At 59.0% G+C, this 24899-nt stretch carries 17 protein-coding genes and 2 pseudogenes; 13 read left to right on the forward strand and 6 right to left on the reverse strand.

Annotation, left to right across the window (positions count from 1 at the left end; all coding sequences use genetic code 11):
* The first annotated feature begins 2 nt into the window (after positions 1 to 2).
* Complete coding sequence (locus tag K3762_RS03480) at positions 3 to 1823, forward strand: long-chain fatty acid--CoA ligase (protein ID WP_132444581.1); 1821 nt, start codon at positions 3 to 5, stop codon at positions 1821 to 1823.
* 3 nt (positions 1824 to 1826) lie between these two features.
* On the opposite strand, the gene K3762_RS03485 is transcribed toward K3762_RS03480, so the two are convergent.
* Positions 1827 to 2258 (reverse strand): DUF1489 family protein, encoded by a 432-nt coding sequence (locus K3762_RS03485; RefSeq protein ID WP_067938213.1) that lies wholly within the window; start codon positions 2256 to 2258, stop codon positions 1827 to 1829.
* A 201-nt stretch (positions 2259 to 2459) separates the two neighbouring features.
* On the opposite strand from K3762_RS03485, the gene K3762_RS03490 reads away from it, so the two are divergent.
* Positions 2460 to 4739, forward strand: a complete 2280-nt coding sequence (locus tag K3762_RS03490) for an adenosylcobalamin-dependent ribonucleoside-diphosphate reductase (RefSeq protein ID WP_120350293.1) — start codon at positions 2460 to 2462, stop codon at positions 4737 to 4739.
* 1255 nt (positions 4740 to 5994) lie between these two features.
* On the opposite strand, the gene istB is transcribed toward K3762_RS03490, so the two are convergent.
* From istB to K3762_RS19670, 4 genes and pseudogenes are all read right to left on the reverse strand, one after another.
* A complete protein-coding gene (istB, locus tag K3762_RS03495; RefSeq protein WP_260011503.1) occupies positions 5995 to 6786 on the reverse strand; it encodes an IS21-like element helper ATPase IstB in 792 nt (263 codons plus the stop codon).
* A pseudogene (istA, locus tag K3762_RS03500) lies at positions 6776 to 8305 on the reverse strand (IS21 family transposase). The gene istB and the pseudogene istA overlap by 11 nt, the downstream one beginning before the upstream one ends.
* A gap of 200 nt (positions 8306 to 8505) precedes the next feature.
* Positions 8506 to 9325: pseudogene (locus K3762_RS03505) on the reverse strand (IS3 family transposase); the annotation flags it as partial.
* Positions 9326 to 9385: 60 nt separating this feature from the next.
* Positions 9386 to 9796: a GFA family protein gene (locus K3762_RS19670; protein WP_132444826.1), complete on the reverse strand. Its 411-nt coding sequence runs from the start codon at positions 9794 to 9796 to the stop codon at positions 9386 to 9388.
* A 141-nt stretch (positions 9797 to 9937) separates the two neighbouring features.
* Here K3762_RS19670 and K3762_RS03510 point away from each other — a divergent pair, with 141 nt between their 5' ends.
* Positions 9938 to 11323: an IS1182 family transposase gene (locus tag K3762_RS03510; protein ID WP_260011505.1), complete on the forward strand. Its 1386-nt coding sequence runs from the start codon at positions 9938 to 9940 to the stop codon at positions 11321 to 11323.
* A 250-nt stretch (positions 11324 to 11573) separates the two neighbouring features.
* Here the strand turns inward: K3762_RS03510 and K3762_RS03515 are convergent, their stop codons facing one another.
* Entirely contained in the window at positions 11574 to 12461 is an 888-nt protein-coding gene (locus K3762_RS03515) for a LysR substrate-binding domain-containing protein (RefSeq protein WP_165935566.1), read from the reverse strand.
* 197 nt (positions 12462 to 12658) lie between these two features.
* On the opposite strand from K3762_RS03515, the gene K3762_RS03520 reads away from it, so the two are divergent.
* The 10 genes from K3762_RS03520 (at position 12659) to K3762_RS03565 (ending at position 24896) form a co-directional block, all read left to right on the forward strand.
* Complete coding sequence (locus tag K3762_RS03520; protein WP_132444830.1) at positions 12659 to 14188, forward strand: ABC transporter substrate-binding protein; 1530 nt, start codon at positions 12659 to 12661, stop codon at positions 14186 to 14188.
* 133 nt (positions 14189 to 14321) lie between these two features.
* Positions 14322 to 15239 (forward strand): ABC transporter permease, encoded by a 918-nt coding sequence (locus K3762_RS03525; RefSeq protein WP_132444832.1) that lies wholly within the window; start codon positions 14322 to 14324, stop codon positions 15237 to 15239.
* A 1-nt stretch (position 15240) separates the two neighbouring features.
* Positions 15241 to 16155, forward strand: a complete 915-nt coding sequence (locus K3762_RS03530) for an ABC transporter permease (protein ID WP_206054305.1) — start codon at positions 15241 to 15243, stop codon at positions 16153 to 16155.
* Positions 16155 to 17873 carry an ABC transporter ATP-binding protein gene (locus K3762_RS03535; protein WP_409202463.1) on the forward strand — a complete coding sequence of 573 codons (1719 nt, stop codon included), beginning with the start codon at positions 16155 to 16157 and terminating at the stop codon, positions 17871 to 17873. The genes K3762_RS03530 and K3762_RS03535 overlap by 1 nt, the downstream gene beginning before the upstream one ends.
* Positions 17870 to 19474: a GMC family oxidoreductase gene (locus K3762_RS03540; protein ID WP_132444834.1), complete on the forward strand. Its 1605-nt coding sequence runs from the start codon at positions 17870 to 17872 to the stop codon at positions 19472 to 19474. The genes K3762_RS03535 and K3762_RS03540 overlap by 4 nt, the downstream gene beginning before the upstream one ends.
* A 36-nt stretch (positions 19475 to 19510) precedes the next feature.
* Positions 19511 to 20701: a mandelate racemase/muconate lactonizing enzyme family protein gene (locus tag K3762_RS03545; protein WP_132444836.1), complete on the forward strand. Its 1191-nt coding sequence runs from the start codon at positions 19511 to 19513 to the stop codon at positions 20699 to 20701.
* Positions 20698 to 21495 carry an SDR family NAD(P)-dependent oxidoreductase gene (locus K3762_RS03550; protein ID WP_206054306.1) on the forward strand — a complete coding sequence of 266 codons (798 nt, stop codon included), beginning with the start codon at positions 20698 to 20700 and terminating at the stop codon, positions 21493 to 21495. Before K3762_RS03545 ends, K3762_RS03550 begins: the two co-directional genes overlap by 4 nt.
* Before the next feature lie 122 nt (positions 21496 to 21617).
* Positions 21618 to 22853, forward strand: a complete 1236-nt coding sequence (locus tag K3762_RS03555) for an acyl-CoA dehydrogenase family protein (RefSeq protein ID WP_132444838.1) — start codon at positions 21618 to 21620, stop codon at positions 22851 to 22853.
* A 1-nt stretch (position 22854) separates the two neighbouring features.
* Complete coding sequence (locus tag K3762_RS03560) at positions 22855 to 23727, forward strand: NAD(P)-dependent oxidoreductase (protein ID WP_165935567.1); 873 nt, start codon at positions 22855 to 22857, stop codon at positions 23725 to 23727.
* Positions 23724 to 24896, forward strand: a complete 1173-nt coding sequence (locus tag K3762_RS03565) for a CaiB/BaiF CoA-transferase family protein (RefSeq protein ID WP_132444842.1) — start codon at positions 23724 to 23726, stop codon at positions 24894 to 24896. Before K3762_RS03560 ends, K3762_RS03565 begins: the two co-directional genes overlap by 4 nt.
* The last annotated feature ends 3 nt before the right edge of the window (positions 24897 to 24899 follow it).

The following is a 24899-nucleotide window of genomic DNA, read 5'->3' on the forward strand; positions in this document are numbered from 1 at the left end:
CCATGGCATTTGACGAGTTCAAGGGCGACTTCGCGCCGCTGGTCCGCATGGTGCACAACCATGCCAAGAACCGCCCCACGGGCGTGGCGATGCGGCAAAAGGAATTCGGCATCTGGAACGAGATCACCTGGGAGGGGCTGCAAGAGATCATGCAGGCCACCGCCGCAGGGCTGGTCGATCTGGGGCTGAACGCTGGCGATCATGTCGGCATCCTCAGCGAGAACCGCAGCGAATGGGTGCAGGCGCAGTTCGGCATCAATGCGGCGGCGGGGGTCGTGGTGGGCATGTATCCCACCAGCCCGGCGGCGGAGCTGGAGCATCTGGTAAATGCCTCGGATACCACGGTGCTGTTCATCGAAGATCAGGAGCAGCTGGACAAGATCAAGGAACTGGGCGACCGGGTGCCGCAGCTGCGGCAGTTGGTGATTTTTAACCCCAAGGGCACGCGGGGCGAAGATCTGCTGGGGCTGATCAGTTTCGACGACTTGCTTGAGCAGGGCAGGGCGCGGCTTTCGGGTCTCGCCGACGATCTGCGCGCGCGGCAGGCGGGGATCGAGCCCGACGACACGGCGATGATGGTCTTCACCTCCGGCTCCACCGGGCTGCCTAAGGCGGCTGAGATTTCCTATGGCAATATCCACGCGGGCGTCGGCGTGGCGCGTGACGTTTTCGGGGACTACCCGCCCGGGACGGATGTGCTGAGCTATCTGCCGCTGTGCCACATCGCCGAACAGGCGGTGACGGTGATCAACGGGCTGGCGCAGCAATTCGTGATGAATTTTGGCGAGAGCCTTCGGACCATCACCCTTGATCTGCGCGAGGTCGCGCCGCAGGTCTTCTTTGGCGTGCCGCGAATTTGGGAAAAGATGCAGGCGGGGGTGTTGGTGCAGGCGCAGACCGCGGGCCGGATCAAAGGGCCGATGACGCTGATGGCGCTGAAAGGCGCACAGCGGCGCGGCATGATCCGGCGCGACAAGTGGAGCGCGGGGGACCGCATGGCGCATGCCTTTTGGGATACGCTCGTCTACCGGCACATCCGCAGCTATCTGGGACTGGGGCGCACGAGTTTCGCGATCTCTGCCGCCGCGCCGATCAGCGCCGAGCTTCTGGGCTTTATGCGCGGCATCGGGGTCAATATCCGTGAGGCATGGGGCATGTCCGAAACCTCGGGCGTGGGCACGATCCAGAAATCATGGGGCCAATGCGACGGGCGCATCGGCTTTCCGGTCAGCGGCGTGCGCACCCGCATCGCCGAGGATGGCGAGGTGCTGTTCTCGGGCGGGACCATCTTCAAGGGTTATTACAAGAACCCCAAAGCCACCGCCGAGACCATTCAGGATGGCTGGCTGCACACGGGCGATGTGGGGCGCGAGGAGGCCGATGGCTCGATCACCCTGATCGACCGCAAGAAGGACATCATGATCAACGCGGCGGGCAAGAACCTTGCGCCCGCGCATATCGAGAATGTCATCAAGGCCAGCCCCTTCATCAAGGAGGTCGTGGCCGTTGCCGACAAGCGGCCCTATGTGACGGCGCTGGTGCAGATCGACATGGACACCGTGCGGCTCTGGGCCGAGGGGCAGGGGATTGCCTATACCACCTTCCGCTCGCTCGCTGAGCATCCCAAGGTGCAAGAATTGATCGACGCTGAGGTGGCCAAGCAGAACCGCGATCTGGCTCGGGTCGAGCAGGTCAAGAAGGTCTGGCTGATGCGCAAGGAGCTTGATCACGACGACGGAGAGGTGACGGCGACGATGAAGGTGCGCCGGGCCAAAATCTACGAACTCTACGGCGACCAGATCGAAGCGCTCTACGCTGCGTGAGGCTCAGAGCACGCCGATCTCGGCCAGAGCGCGGTTCAGCTCGACAGGCAGGTCGGCCTCGGCTTCGCGGCCCTCGGGCAGGTCGGGGGGCGCGTCCTCGGGTTTGAGGTAGCGCCAGCCTTGGAAAGCGCGGCGCAGGCTGTTTTGGGTGCGGATGATCTCAGGGTCGAGCACGATGGCGCAGCGGCGGATGCCGTCCGCGCGGGTGATCTCCTCCAGGCGGATAATGCGCTGGCGGGCTTGGATGACGCCTTTGATGACCCAATAGATCGAGCCGCCGTTGAGAATCTCGGCCTCGCGCTTGGGCCACATCCGCGTGACATGGCGCGGCAGACCGTCCTTGGTCCGCACGTCCTTGCGCGCCTGCCATTTGGCGAGGCTCTCGACGCCTTCGGTGCCGACCGAAAGTTTGATTAGATTGATGTAGTTATCCAAAAGTTCCCCCGCACGGTTTCCTGAGAATGCGCCCCTATATAGTAGTTTCTCCTTCGGAGCTAGCAAGGTATTGTGGTAGGCTGAAGAATAAATTCCCGTAGATGTGCATTTTGGGCGTTGAGAAATCGGCCCTTCATGTTGTATCGATGCCAACTCTTAAGTCGCATTCGTGCTGCCCTCACGACTCAAAGGAACCGTTGTATGTCCCGCTTTACCGCCCCGATCGCCGAACAAATCTGGGATATGAAATACCGTTTTAAAGGGGCCGATGGCACCGCGAAAGATGTCACGGTAGAGGACACATGGCGCCGCATCGCCCGCGACCTCGCGCAGGTCGAATCGAAGGCGGATGTTTGGGAAGACAAGTTTTTCAACGCGCTGGAGGATTTCAAATACCTCCCCGCTGGCCGCATCACCGCAGGCGCGGGCACCGCGCGCCGCGTGACGCTGTTCAACTGCTTCGTCATGGGCACCGTGCCTGACAGCATGTCGGGTATCTTTGACATGCTGAAAGAGGCTGCATTGACCATGCAGCAGGGCGGGGGAATCGGTTATGATTTCTCGACCATCCGGCCACGCGGCGCGGATGTGCTGGGCGTCTCGGCAGATGCTTCCGGCCCGCTGTCCTTTATGGATGTCTGGGACGCGATGTGCCGCACTATCATGTCCGCAGGCTCGCGCCGGGGCGCGATGATGGCGACCATGCGCTGCGACCACCCGGATGTGGAGGATTTCATCGCCGCCAAATCCGACCCCGCGCGTTTGCGCATGTTCAACATGTCCGTGCTGGTCACCGACCCCTTCATGGAGGCTGTGAAGGCCGACGGTTCGTGGGACCTCGTTTTCGGCGGCAAGGTCTATAAGACCGTGCAAGCGCGCGACCTGTGGAACAAGATCATGCAGGCGACCTATGACTACGCCGAGCCGGGCGTGATCTTTATCGACCGCATCAATGCCGCCAACAACCTGAACTATTGCGAGACCATTGCCGCCACCAACCCCTGTGGCGAGCAGCCTCTGCCGCCCTATGGCGCCTGTCTGCTAGGTTCGATCAACCTCGCGCGTCTGGTCGCGCAGCCTTTCGAAGACGACGCCCATCTTGACCAAGATGCGATGAGCGAGCTTGTCGCCACCGCCGTCCGCATGATGGACAACGTCGTCGACGTGTCGAACTTCCCGCTGCCCGAACAGGCCGCTGAGGCGCAGAACAAGCGCCGCATTGGTCTGGGCGTCACCGGTCTTGCCGATGCGCTGCTGATGGTCGGCCTGCGCTATGGCTCAGACGAGGCGGCGGCCCAGACGGAAAGCTGGCTGAAGGCCATCGCGCGGGCCTCTTATTTGGCGAGCGTTGAGTTGGCGAAAGAGAAGGGGGCCTTCCCCCTCTTTGACGCGGAAAAATTCCTCGCCTCCGGCACCATGATGCAGATGGACGACGATGTGCGCGACGCGATCCGCGAACACGGCATCCGCAACGCGCTGCTAACCTCCATCGCGCCCACCGGCACGATCAGCCTTTATGCGGGCAACGTAAGCTCTGGGATCGAGCCGGTTTTTGCCTATGCCTACACCCGTAAGGTGCTGCAGAAAGACGGCAGCCGGACCGAGGAAGAGGTCGTCGACTACGCCGTGCAGATGTGGCGCGAGTTGAAAGGCGACACGCCACTGCCCGACTATTTCGTCAACGCCCAGACCCTGCCGCCCGCCGACCACGTCAAGATGCAGGCCGCGGCGCAGAAATGGATCGACAGTTCGATCTCCAAGACCATCAACTGCCCCGAAGATATCTCCTTCGATGCCTTCAAGGACGTCTATATGCAGGCGTGGGATACGGGCTGCAAAGGCTGCACCACCTACCGCCCCAACGACGTGACCGGTTCGGTCCTGAGCGTCTCGTCGGAGAAGACCGACAAGGCCCCCGCCGACAGCCCCGATCAGGTCAGCGAGGGCGGCGAGATCGTCTATATGTCCGACCCGCTGGACCGTCCGGCCGAGTTGGAGGGCAACACCTACAAGGTCAAATGGCCCGATAGTGAACACGCGCTCTACATCACCATCAACGATATCGTGCTGAACGGTCACCGTCGCCCCTTTGAGGTCTTCATCAACTCCAAGAACATGGAGCATTTCGCCTGGACCGTGGCGCTGACGCGGATGGTCTCTGCCGTGTTCCGCCGTGGTGGTGACGTGTCCTTTGTGGTTGAGGAACTCAAGGCTGTCTTCGACCCGCGCGGTGGGGCTTGGATGCAGGGCAAATACATCCCCTCCATCCTCGCGGCCATCGGCGGCGTGATCGAGCGCCACATGATCGCCACCGGCTTCATCGCGGGCGAGGGCATGGGCCTGAAGACCGACCCGCAGGCGAAGGTCGTCGGCCTCGATGCGCCGCGTGGCAAGTCATGCCCGTCTTGCGGTCAGTTCGATATGCGGATGGTCGAGGGGTGCATGACTTGTGGGAGCTGTGGGCATAGTAAGTGTGGGTGATTTTTGGGGTGGTAGTTTGTAGGTGATCTTACGGGCGTAGTTAAGCCAAAACCCGTAAGTTCGCCTGCCAAGAGTCGGGGCCTGTTTTGCCGAAAGGCTGTTGAGGTTGAAATCAATGGATTTTTTGAGAACGCGTATCCAAGCCTGTATTGGCAAAAAAATACAGCTGTTACAGTCCTGCTGTTCCGACTACCAATCAATTGCCACCGGCCGGGTTAGAATGGCCATTTTGTAAGCATAAGAAGTCAATCGAACGGACGCGTAATTTCCCCAAGTAGGGGGCTAAGCGGTGTAAGCGTGCCATCGCCCCTGCCTTGGATGGCAAGGGCCGACTTAGCGGCGACGGGGATTAAGTTTAAGAGTTTCTCAGTCTCTGAGATTGAGGCGTTGTCACGATTAAGTGGGGATCATCCTTCAGCTTACCTTCGAGATGCCATAGCCAAAACAATCAAACTTGGGTCTCCGTAGGAACACAACGAAAAAGGGCGGCTCACGCCGCCCTTGAAGAACAATCTTCATCTTCTCTTTGGTGACCGCCACGCACCTATCGCACTTTCATAGCGCGTATGAGGCGATCTACTTCTCACGCTTCGAATGATACCCAAACCGTGGCGAGTATTGAACGTGGCTCCCAGATATTGTTCCTGATGCTCTCATCGTTTCCAATTTCATGGAAGCCTACAAATTGAGACTACGCGACAGTGCCGGTGGTGACGAAGGCAGCGATTTCGCGGCCGCTATGCGTGACACGCCGATCTACCGGCACATAGCTTGGGCTAAGTGTTCTGACTACCAATTAATGGCCACCGGCCGGGTTAGAATAGCCGTTGTGCAAGCATAAGAAGTCAATCGAGCGGAAACGCGTAATTTCCTCATGTTCGAGGTGCTAAGCGGTATAAGCGTGCGATCGTCCCTGTTTTGGATGGCAAGGGGGGGACTTAGCAGCGTCCGGGATTAAGTTTAGGAGTTCCTCGGTCTGAGATTGCGGCGTTTCAGGGCTAAGTAGGCATCACCCCTCAGCTTACCTTCGAGATGCCTTAGCCAAGACAATCAAACTTGGGTCTCCGTAGGGACACAACAAAAAAGGGCGGCTCACGCCGCCCTTGAAGAACAATCTTCAACCGTTCTTTGTACCGCCACGCACCTACCGCACTTTCATAGCGCGTATGAGGCGTTTAACGCTGTTGATTGTCACCGAGAACTGACCCGGCATTTTCACCGAGACTTGACCCACCCAGTTGTTATGTTCTTTGCGTTATGATGGCGTCAATGCCGCTTTTTCCTTTCGTTTCTGTTTGGCTGTCGCGGAGCTGGCCTTGAACCGGTAGCTGTCATTGCCGGTCTCGAGAATGTGGCAACGATGTGTGAGGCGGTCGAGGAGCGCGGTGGTCATCTTTGCATCACCGAACACGCTGGCCCATTCGCTAAAGCTCAGGTTGGTTGTGATGACGACGCTGGTGCGCTCGTAGAGTTTGCTTAGAAGGTGGAACAGCAACGCGCCACCCGTAGCGCTGAACGGCAGGTATCCCAGCTCATCCAAGACCACTAAATCGGCTTTCACCAGCACCTCGGCGATCTTTCCTGCCTTGCCTTGGGCCTTTTCCTGCTCCAACGCATTGACCAACTCGACCGTGGAGAAGAAGCGCACACGCTTGCGATGATGCTCGATTGCTTGAATGCCGAGGGCGGTAGCGACATGCGATTTTCCCGTTCCAGGGCCTCCGATCAGCACTACATTCTCAGCCGCGTCCATGAACTCGCATCGGTGAAGTTGGCGGACCAAAGCTTCACGGACTTCGCTGGCGCCAAAGTCGAAGCCAGAGATGTCTTTGTATGCCGGAAAGCGTGCTGCCTTCATGTGGTAGGCAATGGAACGCACCTCACGTTCAGCAATCTCGGCCTTTAGCAGCTGCGACAATATGGGGATCGCGGCATCGAAAGCGGGCGATCCCTGCTCATGCAGGTCCTGCACGGCCTGAGCCATGCCTGGCATCTTCAGGCTACGCATCATGATGACGATGGCAGCACCGGCGGGATCATGACGCATGACGTGTTCCTCCCGTGGTGCGTAGCCCGTCATATCGTGCGACATTGGCCTCGGGCTCCTTATTCAAAGAAAGGGCCGCAGGCGGGGTCACATCGGGCTGGTCTATCGGTGCGCCATCCACCAGCCTGTGAAGTAGGTTCAAGACATGGGTTTTTGTTGGTACGCCCGCCTCCAGCGCCATTTCTACTGCGCAAAGCACGGCCTGTTCGTCATGGTGGAGGACCAAGGATAGGACGTCGATCATCTCGCGGTCACCACCTGGCCTACGCAACATATGATCCTGCAGCTTCCGGAACCCTTCTGGCATCTCAACGAAGGGCGCCCCGTTGCGCAGCGCGCCGGGTTTGCGTTGAACCACCGCCAGATAATGGTGCCAGTCATAAATAACGCGCCCTGGCTGACGGTGTGAGCGTTCAATAATGCGCTCATGCGTGCAGACCACATGGCCTTCGGCGACGATGACCAGCCGTTCAGGATAGATGCGGAGACTGACAGGGCGGTTCGCAAAGCTGGCAGGCACTGAGTAGCGATTACGGTCGAATGCTATCAGACAAGTGGGGGATACCCGCTTGCTCTGCTCGACAAAGCCGTCAAACATTGTGGGCAGTGGCATCAGCGCGGCCTTCTCGGCGTCCCAGATATCCGCAATATTGCCAGGCAATCTGCCATGCGGTGTCTCGGCCCAGAGAAGCTTGCAGCGCTCCTCCAGCCATTCATTCAGCGCATTGAGGTCCGGAAAGGCGGGCATGAGTTGCCAAAGCCGATGGCGGGCGTCGCGCACATTCTTCTCAACCTGACCTTTCTCCCACCCTGCCGCGGGATTGCAGAACTCAGGGTCAAAAACATAATGGCTGGTCATCGCAAGGAACCGTGCGTTTACATCGCGCTTCTTGCCGACACCAATCCGGTCAACGGCTGTCTTCATGTTGTCATAGACGCCACGCCCCGGAACACCCTCAAACACCCGAAAGCCATGCCAGTGGGCATCGAACAGCATCTCATGCGTTTGCAGCCGATATGCCCGCACCAGAAATGCGCGGCTGTGTGACAGCTTGATATGAGCGACCTGAAGCTTGAGGCGCTCGCCGCCGACATAGGCCCAGTCCTCGCTCCAATCGAATTGGAACGCCTCGCCCGGCTGAAAGACCAAGGGCACGAAAACACCCCGGTCAGTCGTATGTTGAGCACGCTGGCGTTCGCCCTTCCAGTTCCGCACGAAGGCCGCGACACGCTCATATGAACCATCAAAGCCGAGCTGAACCAGATCTGCATGCATCTGTTTGGCCGTTCGCCGTTCCTTGCGTGATTTACGCTGCTCAGACAGCAACCAGCCTGTCAGCTTCTCAGCATAAGGGTCTAACTTGCTCGGTCGGTCCAAAATTTGGAACTCGGGCTCAACTATCCCTGTCCGCAGATACTTCTAGATCGTGTTGCGAGACACCCCTGTCCGGCGCGCAATCTCGCGGATGGGCATCTTGTCTCGCAGAGCCCATTTCCGAATAATCCTCAGAAATCCCATGTCTAACACTCCAATAGCTCCCAGCTGATTCAAGCAGGGGCAAGGTTACACATGGGTCAATTCTCAATGACAATTTCTGCAGTTGCCGGGTCAGTTCTCGGTGACAATCAACAGAACTGAGGCATTCTCTGAACGTGTCGAGGCACCTCGATACGACAATGACCTGATGCCAAATCAGCCAGTTACTCCGCGCATAGGACGTTATCGCTGACCACCATGCAGGGGTAGCCGCGCATCTCAGCAATGCGGTCCAGCTCACGACCCACACGGTCGCCTGAGAGCGATGTGTCGACCACGGCAGCCAAACATTCGCGGCTAAAGTCGTCGATCACGTTCAGAATGCGGAACCGGCGACCGCAGGACAGGCTGTCGGACACTAAGTCGAGCGACCACCGTTGGTTTGGCCCCTGCGGGATCGCCATCGGCGCTCGGGTGCCCACTGCACGCTTGCGACCGCCACGTATACGGACTGTTAATCCCTCTTCGCGGTAAATCCGGTACAGCTTTTTCCAGTTTACTTGCCAGCCTTCGCGTTTGAGCAGGATGTGCAGACGACGATAACCAAACCGCCGCCGCTCAGACGACAGATCCTTCAACCGATCTCGCAGATCAGTATCCGCTGGCCGCTTCGACGTACGCCGATAAACACGCGGGTCGATCCCAGCCAAGGCGCACGCCCGCTTCTGATTGTATCGTTTCTCTGTCATGGCCCAGGTCACCGCGCTTCTGCGTGAACCGGGCCTCAAAAGTTTTTTCCCAACATCTCCTTGAGCGTTGAGACATCCATCATCTGTTCCGCCAGAAGTTTCTTCAGTTTCGCATTCTCAGCTTCCAGCGCTTTCAACTTCTTCGCGTCTTCTTCGCGTCGGACACCTCCATGCCGCCATACTTAGATCGCCATTTATAAAACGTCGCATCACTGACGCCATGCTTGCGACAAAGCTCCTTCGCGCCAAGCCCAGCCTGATGCTCCTTCAATATCACGATTATCTGCTCTTCGCTGAAACGGCTTCTCTTCATCGTCTGTCTCCTTTTGAGAGAACAGGCTAACTCAAAAACCGGACTTTTCAGGGGAGCAGGTCATTTTCCATATAGGTGCGCAGGTAGATCAAGCCCTATCATCGACCATTCGACCTTTGACTGACACCAGCTCTCGTGTGTTGGTAGAACATAGGATTGATCGTCAATCACACCAGCTTTCACAAAAACGGTTTGGGGAAGGTGTTTAGATGTTCCGAATAGTGGAGCACCGCATCCGAGGCAAAAGTTACGGGTTAACTCTCTTCCCGCGTCCGAAACCTTAGTGAACGAACTAATTCTACCGGACATGACTTGAAAGCCGCTTGCTTCGAAAGGGACGGCGACACTGAATGCAGCGCCAGTGGATTTACGACAATCCGTGCAGTGGCAATAGCTGCCCGTTCCCAATGGACGGCCACATATCAGTCGTGCCTCGCCACAGAGGCAGGTAGCCGTAATTTCATCTGCCATATTACCCTCAAGCCTTCAGGACTTTACCAATATCTCACAGGCCTTCCTCTGTGACTATGGGCTTATTTTGTTGAAAAACTCGTGCTTGATCGGCGAGTGAACTGCTGATTCAATTCTTCTTGCGAGCGGGAGGATTGACGGATGTTGGGACCGAGACAGGAAGCGCAGGCGGCGTTGTTTTATGAGTTCTCGTTGGAAGATCACGTTCCCCAAGATCACCTGCTGCGGTCGATTGATCGCTTCGTCGATCTGAGCAGCATCCGCGCGCATCTGGCGGATTACTACAGCCACACCGGGCGTCCATCGGTCGACCCGGAGCTGCTGATCCGCATGCTTTTGGTGGGCTATTGCTTTGGCATCCGATCCGAGCGGCGGCTCTGTGAAGAGGTCCATTTGAACCTCGCCTATCGCTGGTTCTGTAGGCTCGATCTGAACGACCGTATTCCTGACCATTCGACCTTCTCCAAGAACCGTCATGGCCGTTTTCGAGAGAGTGAGTTGCTACGCCATCTGTTCGAGACGACCGTAGCCCGTTGTATCGAAGAAGGCCTCGCCAGCGGGCAACGTATGGCAGTGGATGCCAGCCTGATCGAAGCGGATGCCAACAAACAGAACTCGACGCCGAAGGAAGAATGGGACGCGTCGAGCATTGATCCCGCAGATGCGCCCCGCGCCGTGCGCGAGTATCTCGACACGCTGGATGAGGCGGCATTCGGTGCGGCCAGCGAGGTTCAGCCCAAGTTCACCTCGCATTCCGATCCGGCCAGCCAATGGACTGCCGCGCGAAAAGGGCCTGCTTTCTTCAGCTATTCCGACAATTATCTGATCGACACGGATCACGGTGTTATTTTGGACGTCGAAGGCACCCGTTCAATCCGGCAAGCCGAGGTTGGGTCGACGCAGACCATGCTGACACGGGTGAAAGACAAGTTCGGCCTGGTCCCTGACTGGATGATCGCCGATACCGCCTATGGTTCAGGCCCGATGCTCGGCTGGCTCGTAGATCGCGACATCGACCCCTACATCCCGGTAATCGATAAGGCCGCACGCCCCGACGGCACTTGGACACGCACAGATTTCGAATGGGACGCTGAGAATGATCAATACATCTGCCCCGAGGGTCACGCGCTCAAACAGTTTCGCAGGAATTATTCTGATCCGAACCGGGGCCCGACGGGCAAAGGCACAGCCCGCTATCGCGCCTTGAAAGACGTCTGTCAGGTCTGCCCGTCCAAGCAAAAATGCTGCCCCAACGCTGATGCGCGCAAGATCACCCGCGAGGAGCACGAAGATGCGCGTCAGGTCGCCAGGGATCTGGCCAAAACCGAAGAGTACCAGATTGCGATGAAGCTCAGAAAGAAGGTTGAGATGCTCTTTGCCCACCTCAAACGCATTCTCGGGTTGGGACGACTGCGATTACGTGGGCCGTGCGGCGCAAATGACGAATTCCTACTCGCCGCTACCGCCCAAAACCTCCGCAAACTGGCCAAGATCCTTCCTGCACCGCAGCAAACGCGCAAAGCCTGATCAGAAAGGCGCTCGCGGTCAGTTCAGCGCACTACTTTCTGCGACCGCAACACGTTGTTTTTCCACAGAATCGGCTCCAAGCGGACCTTCGCCGCGCTCACCACGAAGGGCCGCTAAGGACCGGAAACGGGCGATAGGCGTTAACGATGCTGCGGCAACGGATTATCTTCTATTGCGGGTAATCTGGCGGGCAGGATCGAGGTGGCGCGAAAGGCGGGCTTAGACCTATAAAGGCGGTAATCGCGCCCGCTCAGCGGGCACTTTCCATCAGTATCTCCACGAACGCTTGCGCGGGCGGCGCCAGCACCTGCGACTCGGGTAGCACCAGCTTCAATTCACAGGGTATACTGGGGCTGAAGGGACGTATTTCGATCTCAAGGTTCGAATAGGCGTCTGCTGTCAGAATGTCCATGATCGACACGCCCATCCCGCTCGCGACCAAGCTGCAGATTGGGCCTGTGTAGGTGGAGTCCAGAATGACGTTTGGCGTGACATTTGCCTCGTTGAACGCTTTCAGCAGTCGCTTTCGCATTAGGCTGCTCTCCGAAATCAGTAGCAGAGGGGTCTCTTTGAGATCCTGCGGCGCAACGGAGTTCAATTTGGCCAGAGCGTGGTCCTTTGGCATTACACAGACAAGGTTGGTCTCGGGCATCGTCTTGATGGCCACACCGTGGACATTAAGCGGCAAAAGCGCCAACCCGATGTCGCATCTGCCTTTTTCCACATGTTCGACGACCTCAGGCGATGGCCCGCTAACCAAGCTGATCACCACATCTGGCCAGCGCGCGTGAAAAGTCTTGATGACCTCGGGGAGAAAAAAATACGAATGCCCGACGGTAGAGGCGAGGCGCAGTCTCTTTTTGCGGTGAGCGCCGAGTTCAGTGGCGAACTTGACCATCTGTTCCAGTTCTCCGTAACAGCGTTCGACTTCCGCATGGAGAGCAATGGCATCCTTGGTCGGGTCGATGCGGCCGGCATGACGGGCAAACAGCTGTAGACCATACTCTTCTTCAAGGTCGCGGATCAGGCGGCTGATGGCGGGCTGGGTGACGCCAAGCACTTCGCCCGCTTGAGTCATATTTCCAGTTTCAATCACTGCGCGAAACGCCTCGATCTGCCGAATGTTAAATCGTAGCATGAAATTCGACCCCATCAGGTTTTGTTATGATGTGATGCTAATTTAGAATTTGCTTTATGCCCAGCCCTAAGCAAAGTTTCTACAAGATCGACCAGTCAGATAAATATCAGGCGGTCGCACAGGCACAAATCGGGAGCTGCAGGGAGGCAGCTTTCGGTAGGAATGAGTGCCAATATATCTCTGGGAGGAGACCGCTGATGAGACCGATGTACCTTGCGCTTTCTGCGAGCCTTTTGGCCAGCACCGCCATGCCGGCGATGGCCGGTAAGGCGGATGACACATTGAATTGGGCCACCGACAAGGAAGTCGCCGTTGTCGACCCCTATTTCAGCGTGACCCGTGAACTCGTCATCATGGGGCATATGGGGTGGGACGGCCTTGTCCTTTTCAACAATGAGACCGGCGAGTTTGACCCGCTGTTGGCCACCTCGTGGGAGTGGAAAAGCAACACTGAGGTCGAGTTCGATCTGCGTGAGGGCGTCGTCTTCCACGATGGCAGTACCTTTGATGCGGATGACGTTGTCTATACGATCAATTTTTTGGCGGACGAAGCCAATGGCGTTCCTGCACAGTCTGTCGTCAACTGGATGAAAGGCGCGACCAAGATCGATCAGTACAAGGTTCGTCTGGAATTGGTTCAGCCTTTCCCGAACGCCTTTGCCTATCTGGCGAATGAAATCTCGATCATGCCCGAAGGCTACTACGAAAATTCAACAATCGGTGCAGATGGCACTCGGGACCTGTCGAAGGTGACGCCAATCGGGACGGGCCCCTATACGGTCAGTGATGTGAGAACGGGTAAATACGTCAACTGGGCGAAGAATGACCAGTATTTTGCCGACGGGCCGAAAGGCACTCCTCAGATTGGCAACATCAACTTCCGGACAATTGGCGAGTCGAACACCCAACTGGCCGAACTGATGACAGGCGGGCTCGATTGGGCATGGGACGTGCCGAAAGAGCAGGCTCTGCGTCTTGAGGAAAGCGGACAGGTGCAGGTGGTCAACGAAAAGACGCTGCGGATTTCTTATCTGGCCTTTGATGTCGATGGCAGTTCTGGTCAGGATTACTTCACAGATCAAAAGGTCCGCGCCGCTTTTGCCCATGCCATCAACCGCGAAGCCATTGCAAAAGAACTGGTCGGCCCGGCCTCTGTCGCCATCCATTCCGCCTGCCACCCTGAGCAGTTTGCCTGTTCTCAGGATGTGCCGCACTATGACTATAACCCGGAAAAGGCCAAAGAGCTGTTGGCTGAGGCGGGATACCCGGACGGTTTCAAGTTCGACCTTTATGGCTATCGAGAGCGTGAGTTCACCGAAGCGGTGATCGGCGATCTGGCGGCGGTTGGCATTCAGGCCAATCTGAACTGGCTGCAGTACAGCTCGCTGCTTGAAAAAGTTCAGAACGGCGAGACCCCGGTGAACCACATGACCTGGGGTTCAAGTTCGATCCCCGATGTCGCGGCGATCACCAGCCATTTCTTCTCGGGCAGCAGCGATGATCCGGCCAAGGATCCGCGCACTGCCGAAGCGCTGGCGCGCGGTGATACCTCGGTCGATCCCGAAGTGCGCAAAGAGGCCTATCAAGAGGCGCTGAATATCATCGCCGAAGAAGTCTATTGGCTGCCGATGTTCACCTACGCCAAATACTACGTGTTCTCCAATGATCTCAACTTCACGCCCACCGCGGATGAGATCCCCCGTCTCTATGAGGCGAGCTGGAAGTAACACGCCGCTTGAGGGCGGGGCCGTATGGGCTTCGCCCCATTTAGGCTCCCCCAAACCTGCGGGTACCCAGAACCTGGGTATCCGCAGACGGGGCAAACCCAATATCCACAGCATTAACAATCGAGGTTGACCGGTGCTTGCATTCCTTCTCAGGCGAATATCGACGGCTCTACTCGTCGCTTTGACCGTGTCGTCGCTCACCTTTTCGCTCAATTTCCTTTCGGGGGATCCGGCCATTGCCCTTGCGGGCGAAAGCGCCACCCAAGAGGACCTACAGACCATTCGCGAGGCTTATGGCTACGACAAACCTATCCCGGTTCAGTACTTCAACTGGCTAACCGGGGCGCTGCAGGGGGACTTGGGCCAGTCGCATTACCTCAACCAGCCGGTTGCAGATGAGATCTTCCAACGCCTGCCCACCACCATGACACTTGGACTGAGCGCACTTGTCTTTGCGCTGGTCCTCTCGATCCCCTTGGGGGTGTTGGCGGCGATCCGACCCAACAGTCTGTTTGACCGATTTGCCCTGACCGTGGCCGTGGTGGGGCAGGCGATGCCCAGCTTCTGGTTCGCGCTGACGATGATGCTGTGGTTCGCCATCAATTGGCGCATCCTGCCGGTCTCTGGCAGCAATACCTGGCTGCATTTCGTCATGCCCTCCATTGCCCTTGGCTACTACATCACACCGGGCGTCATGCGCCTGACCCGAGCAGGAATGCTGGAAGTCCTGCGTTCCGACTACATTCGGACTGCCCGCGCCAAGGGGGTCAGTCGCTTCTCGCTGATGTTCAAACATGCGCTGCGCAACGCAATCATCCCGGTGGTATCACTGGCGGCCGTGCAGTTCGGCTTCATGCTGGGCGGGTCCATCGTGATCGAGACGATTTTTGCGATCAACGGCCTCGGCTTCTTGGCTTGGGAGTCGATCCAACGGGCGGACCTGCCGATGATGCAGGCCATCGTGCTGGTTCTCAGCTTTTTTTACATCGCACTCACCTTCCTCGCCGACGTTCTGAACGCTTGGCTGGACCCGCGGATTAGGATCGGATGATATGAGCACGCTGCAAAACAACGCCCCCACGATGCCCAGCGAAGCGCTCGTTCGCTCCCCCCGGCAGATGATGTTCCAACATGCGAAGACCCATCGCGGATTGATGCTCGGCGGCTTTGTCATCGCTGTAATCGTTCTGGTGGCCCTCCTGGCGCCGCTGATCGCACCGCATGATCCCTATGCGCAGATGCTGTCGCGCAAGCTGATCCCGCCGGTTTGGTTCGATAGCCCGAAAACAACTTGGGACCATGTACTTGGCACGGACCATCTGGGCCGCGACTACCTTTCCCGTCTGATGTATGGCGCGCGGATCTCGCTGATGATCGGTTTCTCCGCCATGCTGATCTCGGGAGTGATCGGCACCATCCTGGGCATCTGTGCCGGATATTTCGGCGGCCGGGTGGATATGGTGATCAACTTTATCATCACCACGCGCCTTTCGATGCCGGTGGTTCTGGTGGCGCTGGCCGTCATCAGCATTGTCGGGTCTTCGCTGACGGTGGTGATCTGGGTGATCGGCCTTCTGATCTGGGACCGTTTCGCGGTGGTGGTGCGCAGTGCGACCCAGCAGGTGCGGGGGCTGGATTTCGTGGCCTCGGCGCAGGCTTTGGGAAGTTCCACACCGCGTATCCTTTTCAGTGATGTCCTGCCCAATATCTCTAACCATATCATCGTGATCGCCACCCTTGAGATGGCCCACGCCATCCTGCTCGAAGCGGCGCTGTCCTTCCTCGGGTTGGGGGTGCAGCCGCCCACACCAAGTTGGGGGCTGATGATCTCGGACGCCAAGGGGCTGATGTTCTTTGACGGTTGGCTGATCGCCGTGCCGGGGACCGCGCTCTTTATGTTGGTGCTGGCAATCAATCTGCTCGGCGACGGGCTGCGCGACGTGACCGCCCCGGAGGACCGCAGCTGATGGGCAATCTGATGAAACACTCTGGCAAGATCGGTGAGCACATGACCAATTCGACCAAGCCAATTCTTTCGATCCGCAACCTCACGGTGGCCTTGCCGGTTCAGGTGGAACGCGCCAACGCGGTCGAGAACCTGACCTTTGACGTCCGGCCCAAGGAAATCCTCTGCGTTGTGGGTGAATCCGGCTCCGGCAAGTCGATCACGTCGCTGGCCACGATGGGGCTCTTGGCCTCCAGCCTGAAGGTGACCGGGGGGGAGATCGAGTTTGACGGACGCGATGTTCTGAAACTCAGCGAAAGCGAGCATAACAAGCTTCGCGGCGACCGTATGGCGATGATCTTTCAGGAGCCGATGACCGCCCTCAACCCGGCCTATACCGTCGGCAACCAGATCGAAGAGGTCTTGCGCGTCCACCGGTCCTTTGATGCGGCAGAGCGGCGTGAGCGCACGTTGAAGCTGCTGGATGAGGTGCGGCTTCCGGACCCCGAGCGGCTGTTCAACTCATACCCACACCAGCTCTCAGGTGGCCAGCGGCAGCGGATCATGATCGCCATGGCGCTGGCGCTGGACCCCAAACTCCTGATCGCGGACGAGCCGACCACCGCGCTGGATGTCACGACTCAAAAGCAAATCCTGCATCTGCTGAAACAGCTCAACGCTAAACACGACGCCGGCATCATGTTCATCACCCATGACTTTGGTGTGGTGGCCGAGATCGCCGACCGTGTGGTTGTCATGCGCCACGGCCAGATCGTAGAGCAGGGCACCGCCGATGAGGTGCTGAACAATCCGCAACACCCCTACACCCGTGCGCTGATCGACGCGGTGCCGCGCCGTGCCGAAGACCGCGAGATGACAATCTCGGAAAACCCGGTTGTTGTTGACGTGCAGGGGCTGATGAAGACCTTTCACACCTCAGGCGGCATGTTCAAGAAAAGCCGGACCGTCGCCGCGGTGAACGATATTTCCTTTCAGGTGCGCCGGGGCGAGACACTGGGCATTGTGGGCGAATCCGGTTCGGGCAAGACCACGCTGGTGCGCTGTCTGATGCGTCTCATTGACCCCGACAGCGGGGCAATCAACATCTCGGGTGTGGACTTTGCCAGCAAGACCGCTGCCGAGTTGCGCCGCCACCGCAAGGACATTCAAATCGTCTTTCAGGACCCCTATGGCTCGCTCAATCCGCGCCGCACCATCGGCAGCCAGTTGATCCAAGGCGCGATCAATTTCGGAATGCCGCGCGAAGAAGCGTGGAAGCGAGTCTATGAACTGCTCGAAATCGTGCAGATGCCAAAATATTCCGTTCACCGCTATCCCAGCCAGTTCTCGGGCGGTCAGCGCCAACGCCTGTGCATCGCACGCGCACTTGTGGTCAATCCCAAGGTGCTTATCGCGGATGAAGCGGTGTCGGCGCTGGACGTATCGATCCAGCGTGAGGTGCTCAAGCTGATCAACGACATCCGCGACCGGCTTGGCCTTACCGTAATCTTCATCACCCACGACCTGCGGGTCGCGGCGCAGATTTGCAACGAAGTGCTGGTGATGAAGCATGGCGAAGTGGTGGAACGGGGCGGCGTTGGCCGCATCTTCACCAACCCGCAGCATGAATACACCAAGGCACTGATCGCTGCGCAACCGGGGCAGGGCTGGGAGATACCCGACATGGCCGAATTTGCACCACAGACCCTGTCGGGTGGACATAAGGTAGCCGAGATATGAGCGACGCGGCTTATGACTTCATCATCGTCGGCGCGGGCTCGACCGGCTGCGTGCTGGCCAATCGCTTGTCGGCCAAGCCGGGCTTGCGCGTGCTGTTGCTTGAGGCCGGACCGCGCGATTTGAACCCCTGGATCCACATCCCTATTGGCTACTACCGCACGATGGATGACACGCGCATCAACTGGCAGTACCAGACCGAAGATGTGCCGCAATCTGCCGGTCGGCGCTTTGACTGGCCGCGGGGCAAGGTGCTGGGCGGCTGCAGTTCGATCAACGGGCTGGTCTATGCCCGGGGGCAGGCGGCGGATTTTGATCATTGGCGGCAGCTTGGCAATCCGGGTTGGAGCTATGCAGATGTGTTGCCTTACTTCCGCCGGGCCGAGGGTGCGTCGATCGACGATATCGACGAGGAATTCCATGGTCGCGACGGCCCGCTCGGTGTCAGCCGCGCAAGTGCGAACCCGCTGTGCGACGCCTATATCGCCGCGGCAGATGAGGCCGGCATTCCACCAAATCCCGATTACAATGGTCGTGAGCAGGAAGGTGCCGGATACTTTCAGGTCACCACCCGTAACGGCTGGCGCAGCAGTGCAGCGACAGCCTATCTGAAACCCGCCCGCAAACGGCCCAATCTACATGTGCAGACCGACACGCTTGTACGCCGTCTGATCCTCGAAGGCACCCGCGTGGTTGGGGTCGAGGTCGAACAGGGCGGCAAGGTCGAAACCCTGCGCGCCGGGCGCGAAGTGCTGCTGGCGGCGGGGGCGATAAACTCGCCGCAGATCTTACAGGTTTCGGGCATCGGTGACGCCGAGATGCTGCGCAGGGCTGGCGTTGATGTGGAGCATGATCTGCCAGAGGTCGGTGAGAACCTTCAAGACCACTACACCTGCCGCAGCACCTACCGCTGCGCGCAGCCTGTCACCGTCAATGACGAGGTCCGCAGCTGGCCGCGCAAGGTCGGGGTCGCGCTGCAATGGCTAAAGGACCGCAGCGGCCCGATGTCGCTCAGCGCGGGCCAGGTCGGCGTTTTTGCCAAGACCCGCCCGGAATGCGACACCCCGGATGTGCAATTCCACTTCTTGCGCTACAGCGCGCAGAAACGCGGCCGCACACTGGACCCGTTTTCAGGCTTCACCGTGACCATGTGTCAGCTGCGCCCAGAAAGCCGTGGCCATGTCCGGATCACGGGTCCGGATCATCGGGCGAAACCGGCGATCCAGCCGAATTACCTTGATGCAATCATCGACCGCGACACCATGGTCGCCGGTATGAAACTGGTCCGCAAAGTCGCGGCGCAACCGTCTTTGGCCGATTACATCAGCGAGGAAATGTTGCCCGGTCGTGATGTGACCAGCGATGATGCCCTGCTGGACTACGTTCGTGCCAATGGTTCGTCAATTTTTCACCCCAGTTCTACCTGCCGCATGGGAGTGGACACGGGCGCCGTGGTCGACCCGCGGCTCAGGGTGCATGGTCTGACCGGCCTGCGGGTGGCGGACGCTTCGATTATGCCGACACTGGTTTCGGCCAACACCAATGCCGCCTGCATCATGATTGGTGAAAAAGCCGCTGACATGATCCTCGAGGACATCGCCTGACATGACCCACATCGAACCCAAGAAGCGAGCAAGCAGATGAAGATCAAGGATATTAAGACCTTCGTGGTCGGCAATAAATCCATTCACCGGGGCGGTCCTTACTGGGTCTTCGTCAAGGTCACCACCGATTGCGGCACAGTGGGCTACGGCGAAATCTACGGCGTGGCGTTTCATCCCAAGGCGCTGACCGCGATGATCGACGACATGTTCGAGCGCCATTTCGCAGGCACGGACCCTTTCAAGATCGAACGCCACTTCCGACTGGTCTATTCGGCAGGCTTTTCCCAGCGTCCGGATCCGACGGTCATGGGCATCTTCAGCGGCATCGAGATGGCCCTGTGGGACATCATCGGCAAGGCGCTCGACAAGCCGGTCTATGAATTGCTCGGCGGGCAAGTGCATGAACGCCTGCGCAGCTACACCTATCTTAATGCCGCCCCCGATGCCGCGTCGAACCAGAAGGTCTATGACGATCCGGACGCTGCGGCAGAGCGGGCATTGGAATATGTCGCCCAAGGATTCACGGCCCTGAAATTCGATCCGGCGCGGCCCTATACTGCCTTTGATCCCCGCCAGCTTTCGATGGAGACCCTCGACTTTGCCGACCGCTATACGGCGCGTGTCCGGGAGGCGGTGGGCGCAAGCTGCGATATCCTGATTGGCACCCACGGCGAGATGTCCCCCTCGGGCGCGCTGCGCCTCGCGCGCAAGTTGGAGCCGCACGATCCGCTCTGGTTCGAGGAGCCGACACCGCCTGACAACATCTCTGGCATGGCTCTCGTCGCCGCCGGGACCCGCATCCCTGTGGCAACAGGCGAGCGGTTGACCACCAAATACGAATTCGCCGATCTGCTGCGCCAGAATGCTGCGTCGATCTTGCAGATGAACCTCGGCCGGGTCGGGGGCATTCTGGAGGCCAAGAAGGTCGCTTCCATGGGCGAGGCCTTTCACGCCCAAATCGCACCGCATCTGTTCTGCGGCCCGCTGGTCGGTGCGGCGAACATTCAGGTTTCTGCCTGTAGCCCGAACTTCCTCATCATGGAGGGGATCGAGCAATGGGGCGGCTTTCAGGCCGAAATTCTCAAGACCCCGATCCACTGGGAAGACGGCTATGTCATCCCACCGACCGCGCCGGGATTGGGTGTCGAACTCGATGAAGCCGTGGCCGAGGCCAATCCTTACACCGGCGAACGTCTGCAACTGCGGATGAAGGACACGCCAGCATGACCCAAACGACTGGAGACAACCCCATGAAGAACCCATTCTCGCTTGAAGGCAAAGTCGCCATCGTGACTGGCGGCAGCAAAGGGATCGGCCTGTCCATCGCGCACCACCTTGCCGCCATGGGCGCCAAGGTCGCCATCGCCAGCCGCAAGATTGAGGCCTGCGAAGCCGCCGCACAGGAAATCCGCGATGCCGGGGGCGAGGCGATGGCCGTGGCTTGCAACATCTCGCGTCGCGACGAATGTGAAGCCTTGGTGGCCAAGACCCATGACACATGGGGCCGTCTGGACATTTTCGTCGCCAACGCGGCGGTGAACCCGATCTATGGCCCGCTCGCCGACCTAACTGACGAGGCGTTCAACAAAGTAATGACCTCCAACGTCCACAGTGCGATCTGGTTCGCCAACGCCGCCATGCCGCATATGGCCGAAGCGGGTGGCGGGGCGTTCATCATCGTTTCCTCCATCGGCGGTCTACGTGGCTCGGCTACCCTGGGGGCATACGGCATTTCGAAAACAGCGGATGTCGGTGTCACGCGATCCCTCGCGGTGGAGTGGGGGCCGAAGAATATCACCGTCAACTGCATCATGCCGGGGCTGATCAAGACCGATTTCGCCCGCGCCCTTTGGGAGAACGACAGCCTGCGCGATGACCGTATTGCGCGGACCCCGGTCCGGCGACTTGGCGCGCCGGAAGACATCGGCGGGGTGGCGACTTTCTTGGCCGGACCATCGGCCCGGTTCATCACCGGCGAGGTCATCGTCGTGGACGGGGGGACAACCATCGTCGGGCCATAAGGCCGCGTTTCTGAGCAAAAACTGAACCCAAGCTGCAGGAGGTAGCGCAACGGCCGACTTTAGGCCGCGGCCTCTTGCACCTTGAAAACGGCCGCGGGCCGGAAAATAAAGGAGTAATATCAATGGATTTCGATCACAGCCCCAAGGTGAAAGACCTCTGCGACAGGCTCAACGCCTTCATGGAAGAGCACATCTACCCCAATCAGGAGCTTCACAATCAGCAGCTCCAGGAAATGGGCCACGGCATCGAGCACTGGGAAAACTGGGGCGGCGTACCGATCATCGAAGAGCTCAAACCCAAGGCCCGCGAGGCCGGGTTGTGGAACCTCTTTCTGCCCGAGAGCCGACGGGGTGGCGGACTGACCAACCTCGAATATGCACCGCTTTGCGAGATCATGGGTCGCGCACCTTGGTCGGCGGAAGTGTTCAACTGTTCCGCACCCGATACCGGGAATATGGAAACGCTGGAACGTTTTGGCACCGAGGCGCAGAAGAAAGAGTGGATGGAGCCGCTTTTGGCGGGCGAAATCCGCTCCTGCTTTTCCATGACAGAACCCGATGTCGCGTCCTCGGACGCGCGTAACATCAGCCTGACCATCACCCGCGAAGGCGATGAATACGTCATCAACGGGCGCAAATGGTGGACCTCAGGTTCGGGCGACTCGCGCTGCAAACTGTTCATCGTGATGGGTAAAACTGACCCAGAGGCCGAACCTTATCGCCAACAGAGCATGATCCTAGTGCCGCGTGACACACCGGGCCTGACGATCAAGCGGATGATCCCAGTCTTCGGCTTTTCCGACGCGCCGCATGGGCATGGCGAGATCCTTTACGACAATGTTCGCGTGCCTGCGGAAAACATCCTGCTGGGCGAAGGGCGCGGCTTTGAGATCGCTCAAGGGCGGCTTGGACCCGGACGCATCCACCACTGCATGCGCATGATCGGGCAGGCCGAAGTGGCCCTTGAGAAGATGTGCAAACGTGCGCTCGAGCGGCGACCCTTCGGCAAGCTGCTTTCCGATCAAGGCGTCACGCGCGAGCGGATCGCGGAATCCCGCATTATGATTGATCAGGCGCGTTTGCTGACGCTCAAGGCCGCGGACCGGATGGACAAGGTCGGCAATAAAGAGGCCCGCAAAGACATTGGCATGATCAAAGTCGTCGCCCCGCGCATGGCTGCGCAGGTCATCGACTGGGCAATCCAAGTCCACGGTGCCGCCGGGATTTCCAGCGATTTCGGTCTCTCCTACGCCTATGCACGGGCCCGCGCGATCCGCTTGGCGGACGGGCCGGACGAGGTTCACCAGAACCAGATCGCCCGGTTGGAACTGAAGCCTTACACCAATGAAAGGGTTTGAAATGAGCGCTCCTAAAACCATCGGTTTCATCGGGTTGGGCCAAATGGGCGAACCCATGTGCGCCTTCATTTGCAAGGGCGACACCCCCGTATTGTGCTATGACCGGGTGCCGGACCGAACCCCTAAGGGCGGCACCGCCAAAGATAGCCTTGCCGAGGTTGTTGCGGGTGCCGACACGGTCTTCCTGTCATTGCCCGACGGCAAGATCGTGAACGCTGTCGTCGACGATATCGCCGCCCTGCCGAATGTCGCGGGCAAGGTCATCATCGACATGTCCACCATCGGCCCCGCCGCCGCAAAACAGGCCGCCGCCACCATCGAAGGCGCGGGCATGACTTATGTCGATGCGCCGGTCAGCGGCGGGCGGCAAGGCGCGCTCAAGGCTGCGATCACCATCATCTGGTCCGGTCCTAAGACCGAAATGGAGCGGCATCAGGCAATCCTCGATCTGTTCAGCAAGAATACGTTCCATGTCGGTGAAACGCCCGGACAGGGGCAGGCGGTGAAGCTTTTGAACAACTTCCTGTCGGCCACGGCCATGGCGGCCTCCTCCGAGGCGGTGTTGTTTGGCTTGGCGCATGGGGTCGAGATGAAAACCATCCTCGACGTGGTGAAGGTCTCGACCGGTAATAATACGGCCATTGAGGACAAGTTCCCCAATCGCGTCCTGCCCGGCACGTATGACGCAGGCTTCTTCGCGGAACTGCTAAACAAGGACGTCCGCCTCTACAACGAGTTCGTGAAAGAGGCGGGCACCTCCAACCTGATGGGCGAACGCGTGGCCGAGGTCTGGAACCTTGTTGAAGACAGTCTGCCACCGCAATCGGACTTCACCCGCGTGTTTGAGGTTTTGGAAAAGAGGAACCGGTCATGAGCTATGAACGACCATATGAAGGGCTGAAGGTCGTTGACCTCTCCCAAGGACTGGCAGGGCCCTATTGCGGCATGCTGATGGCCCAGCAGGGCGCTGACGTGATCAAGATCGAACCGCATGGGGGCGATTGGGCCCGCCTGATCGGGGGCGTTTTTGGCGATCACACGGCCTATTCCATCGTTGCCAACACCGGCAAGCGGGCCCTGGCGATGAACCTCAAGAGCGAACCCAGCGGCGAGATCGTCGACAAACTGATTGCGCAGGCGGATGTCTTTATCGAGGGCTACCGTCCGGGCGTTGCCGAACGGCTGGGCTATGGCTACGAACGGCTGCGCGCGCTCAATCCGGGGCTGATCTATGTGTCGGTATCTGGCTTCGGGCAATGCGGCCCAATGCGCGACCGGCCCGCGATGGACCCGATGTTGCAGGCGTTCAGCGGTTTCGTTGCAGAAAACACGGGGACCGACGGTACGCCTCACCACACACCGGTCAGCTATTTCGACATGTCCACAGGGCTTTATGCGCAACAAGCACTGGCCGCTGCACTTTACGCGCGACGTGATGGGGCGGAGGGCCGCAAGATCGAAGTGAGCCTGCTCGAAGCGGCAGCCAGCATTCAGGCCGTGCGTCTGCTGAGCGGCTATCGCACCGGGCCGCGACGCGCTTCCACCGCGCCCTCGGGGACCTTTCAGACCAGCGATGGGCATATCCAGATCAACATCGTGCGCGACCGCGAGTTCAAGGTGTTCTGCGACCTGCTGAAGCTGGACGATCTTTGGGCCAACGAGAAGTATCACACCATTGCCGGACGCTTGGAGGATATCGACTTCCTCTACGACTACGTGCGCCGCTTCACCGCAAGCTGGAAAACGGCGGAACTGTCGGACCTGCTAAGCAAGGCAGGATTGCAGAACGAGGTCGTGCAGACCTACCGCGAGCTTGTACACCATCCGCAGGCCGAGGCTGTTGGCGTTTTCTCATGGCTGCAGCAAGCCGGTGCCAATGATCCTTGGCCGGTGCCGAATATCCCCGGCCTGCCGGCCTTCGTTCCGGGCGATGATCGCGCCCAATCCCCCACCGTCGGCCAGCACACGCGCCAGATCCTCACGGAGCTGGGCTACGGCAACGACCAGATTGACACACTCTATGCGGATGGCGTGGTCGCCTGACCA

The organism is Sulfitobacter sp. W074, assembly GCF_025142275.1.
GTDB lineage: Bacteria > Pseudomonadota > Alphaproteobacteria > Rhodobacterales > Rhodobacteraceae > Sulfitobacter > Sulfitobacter profundi.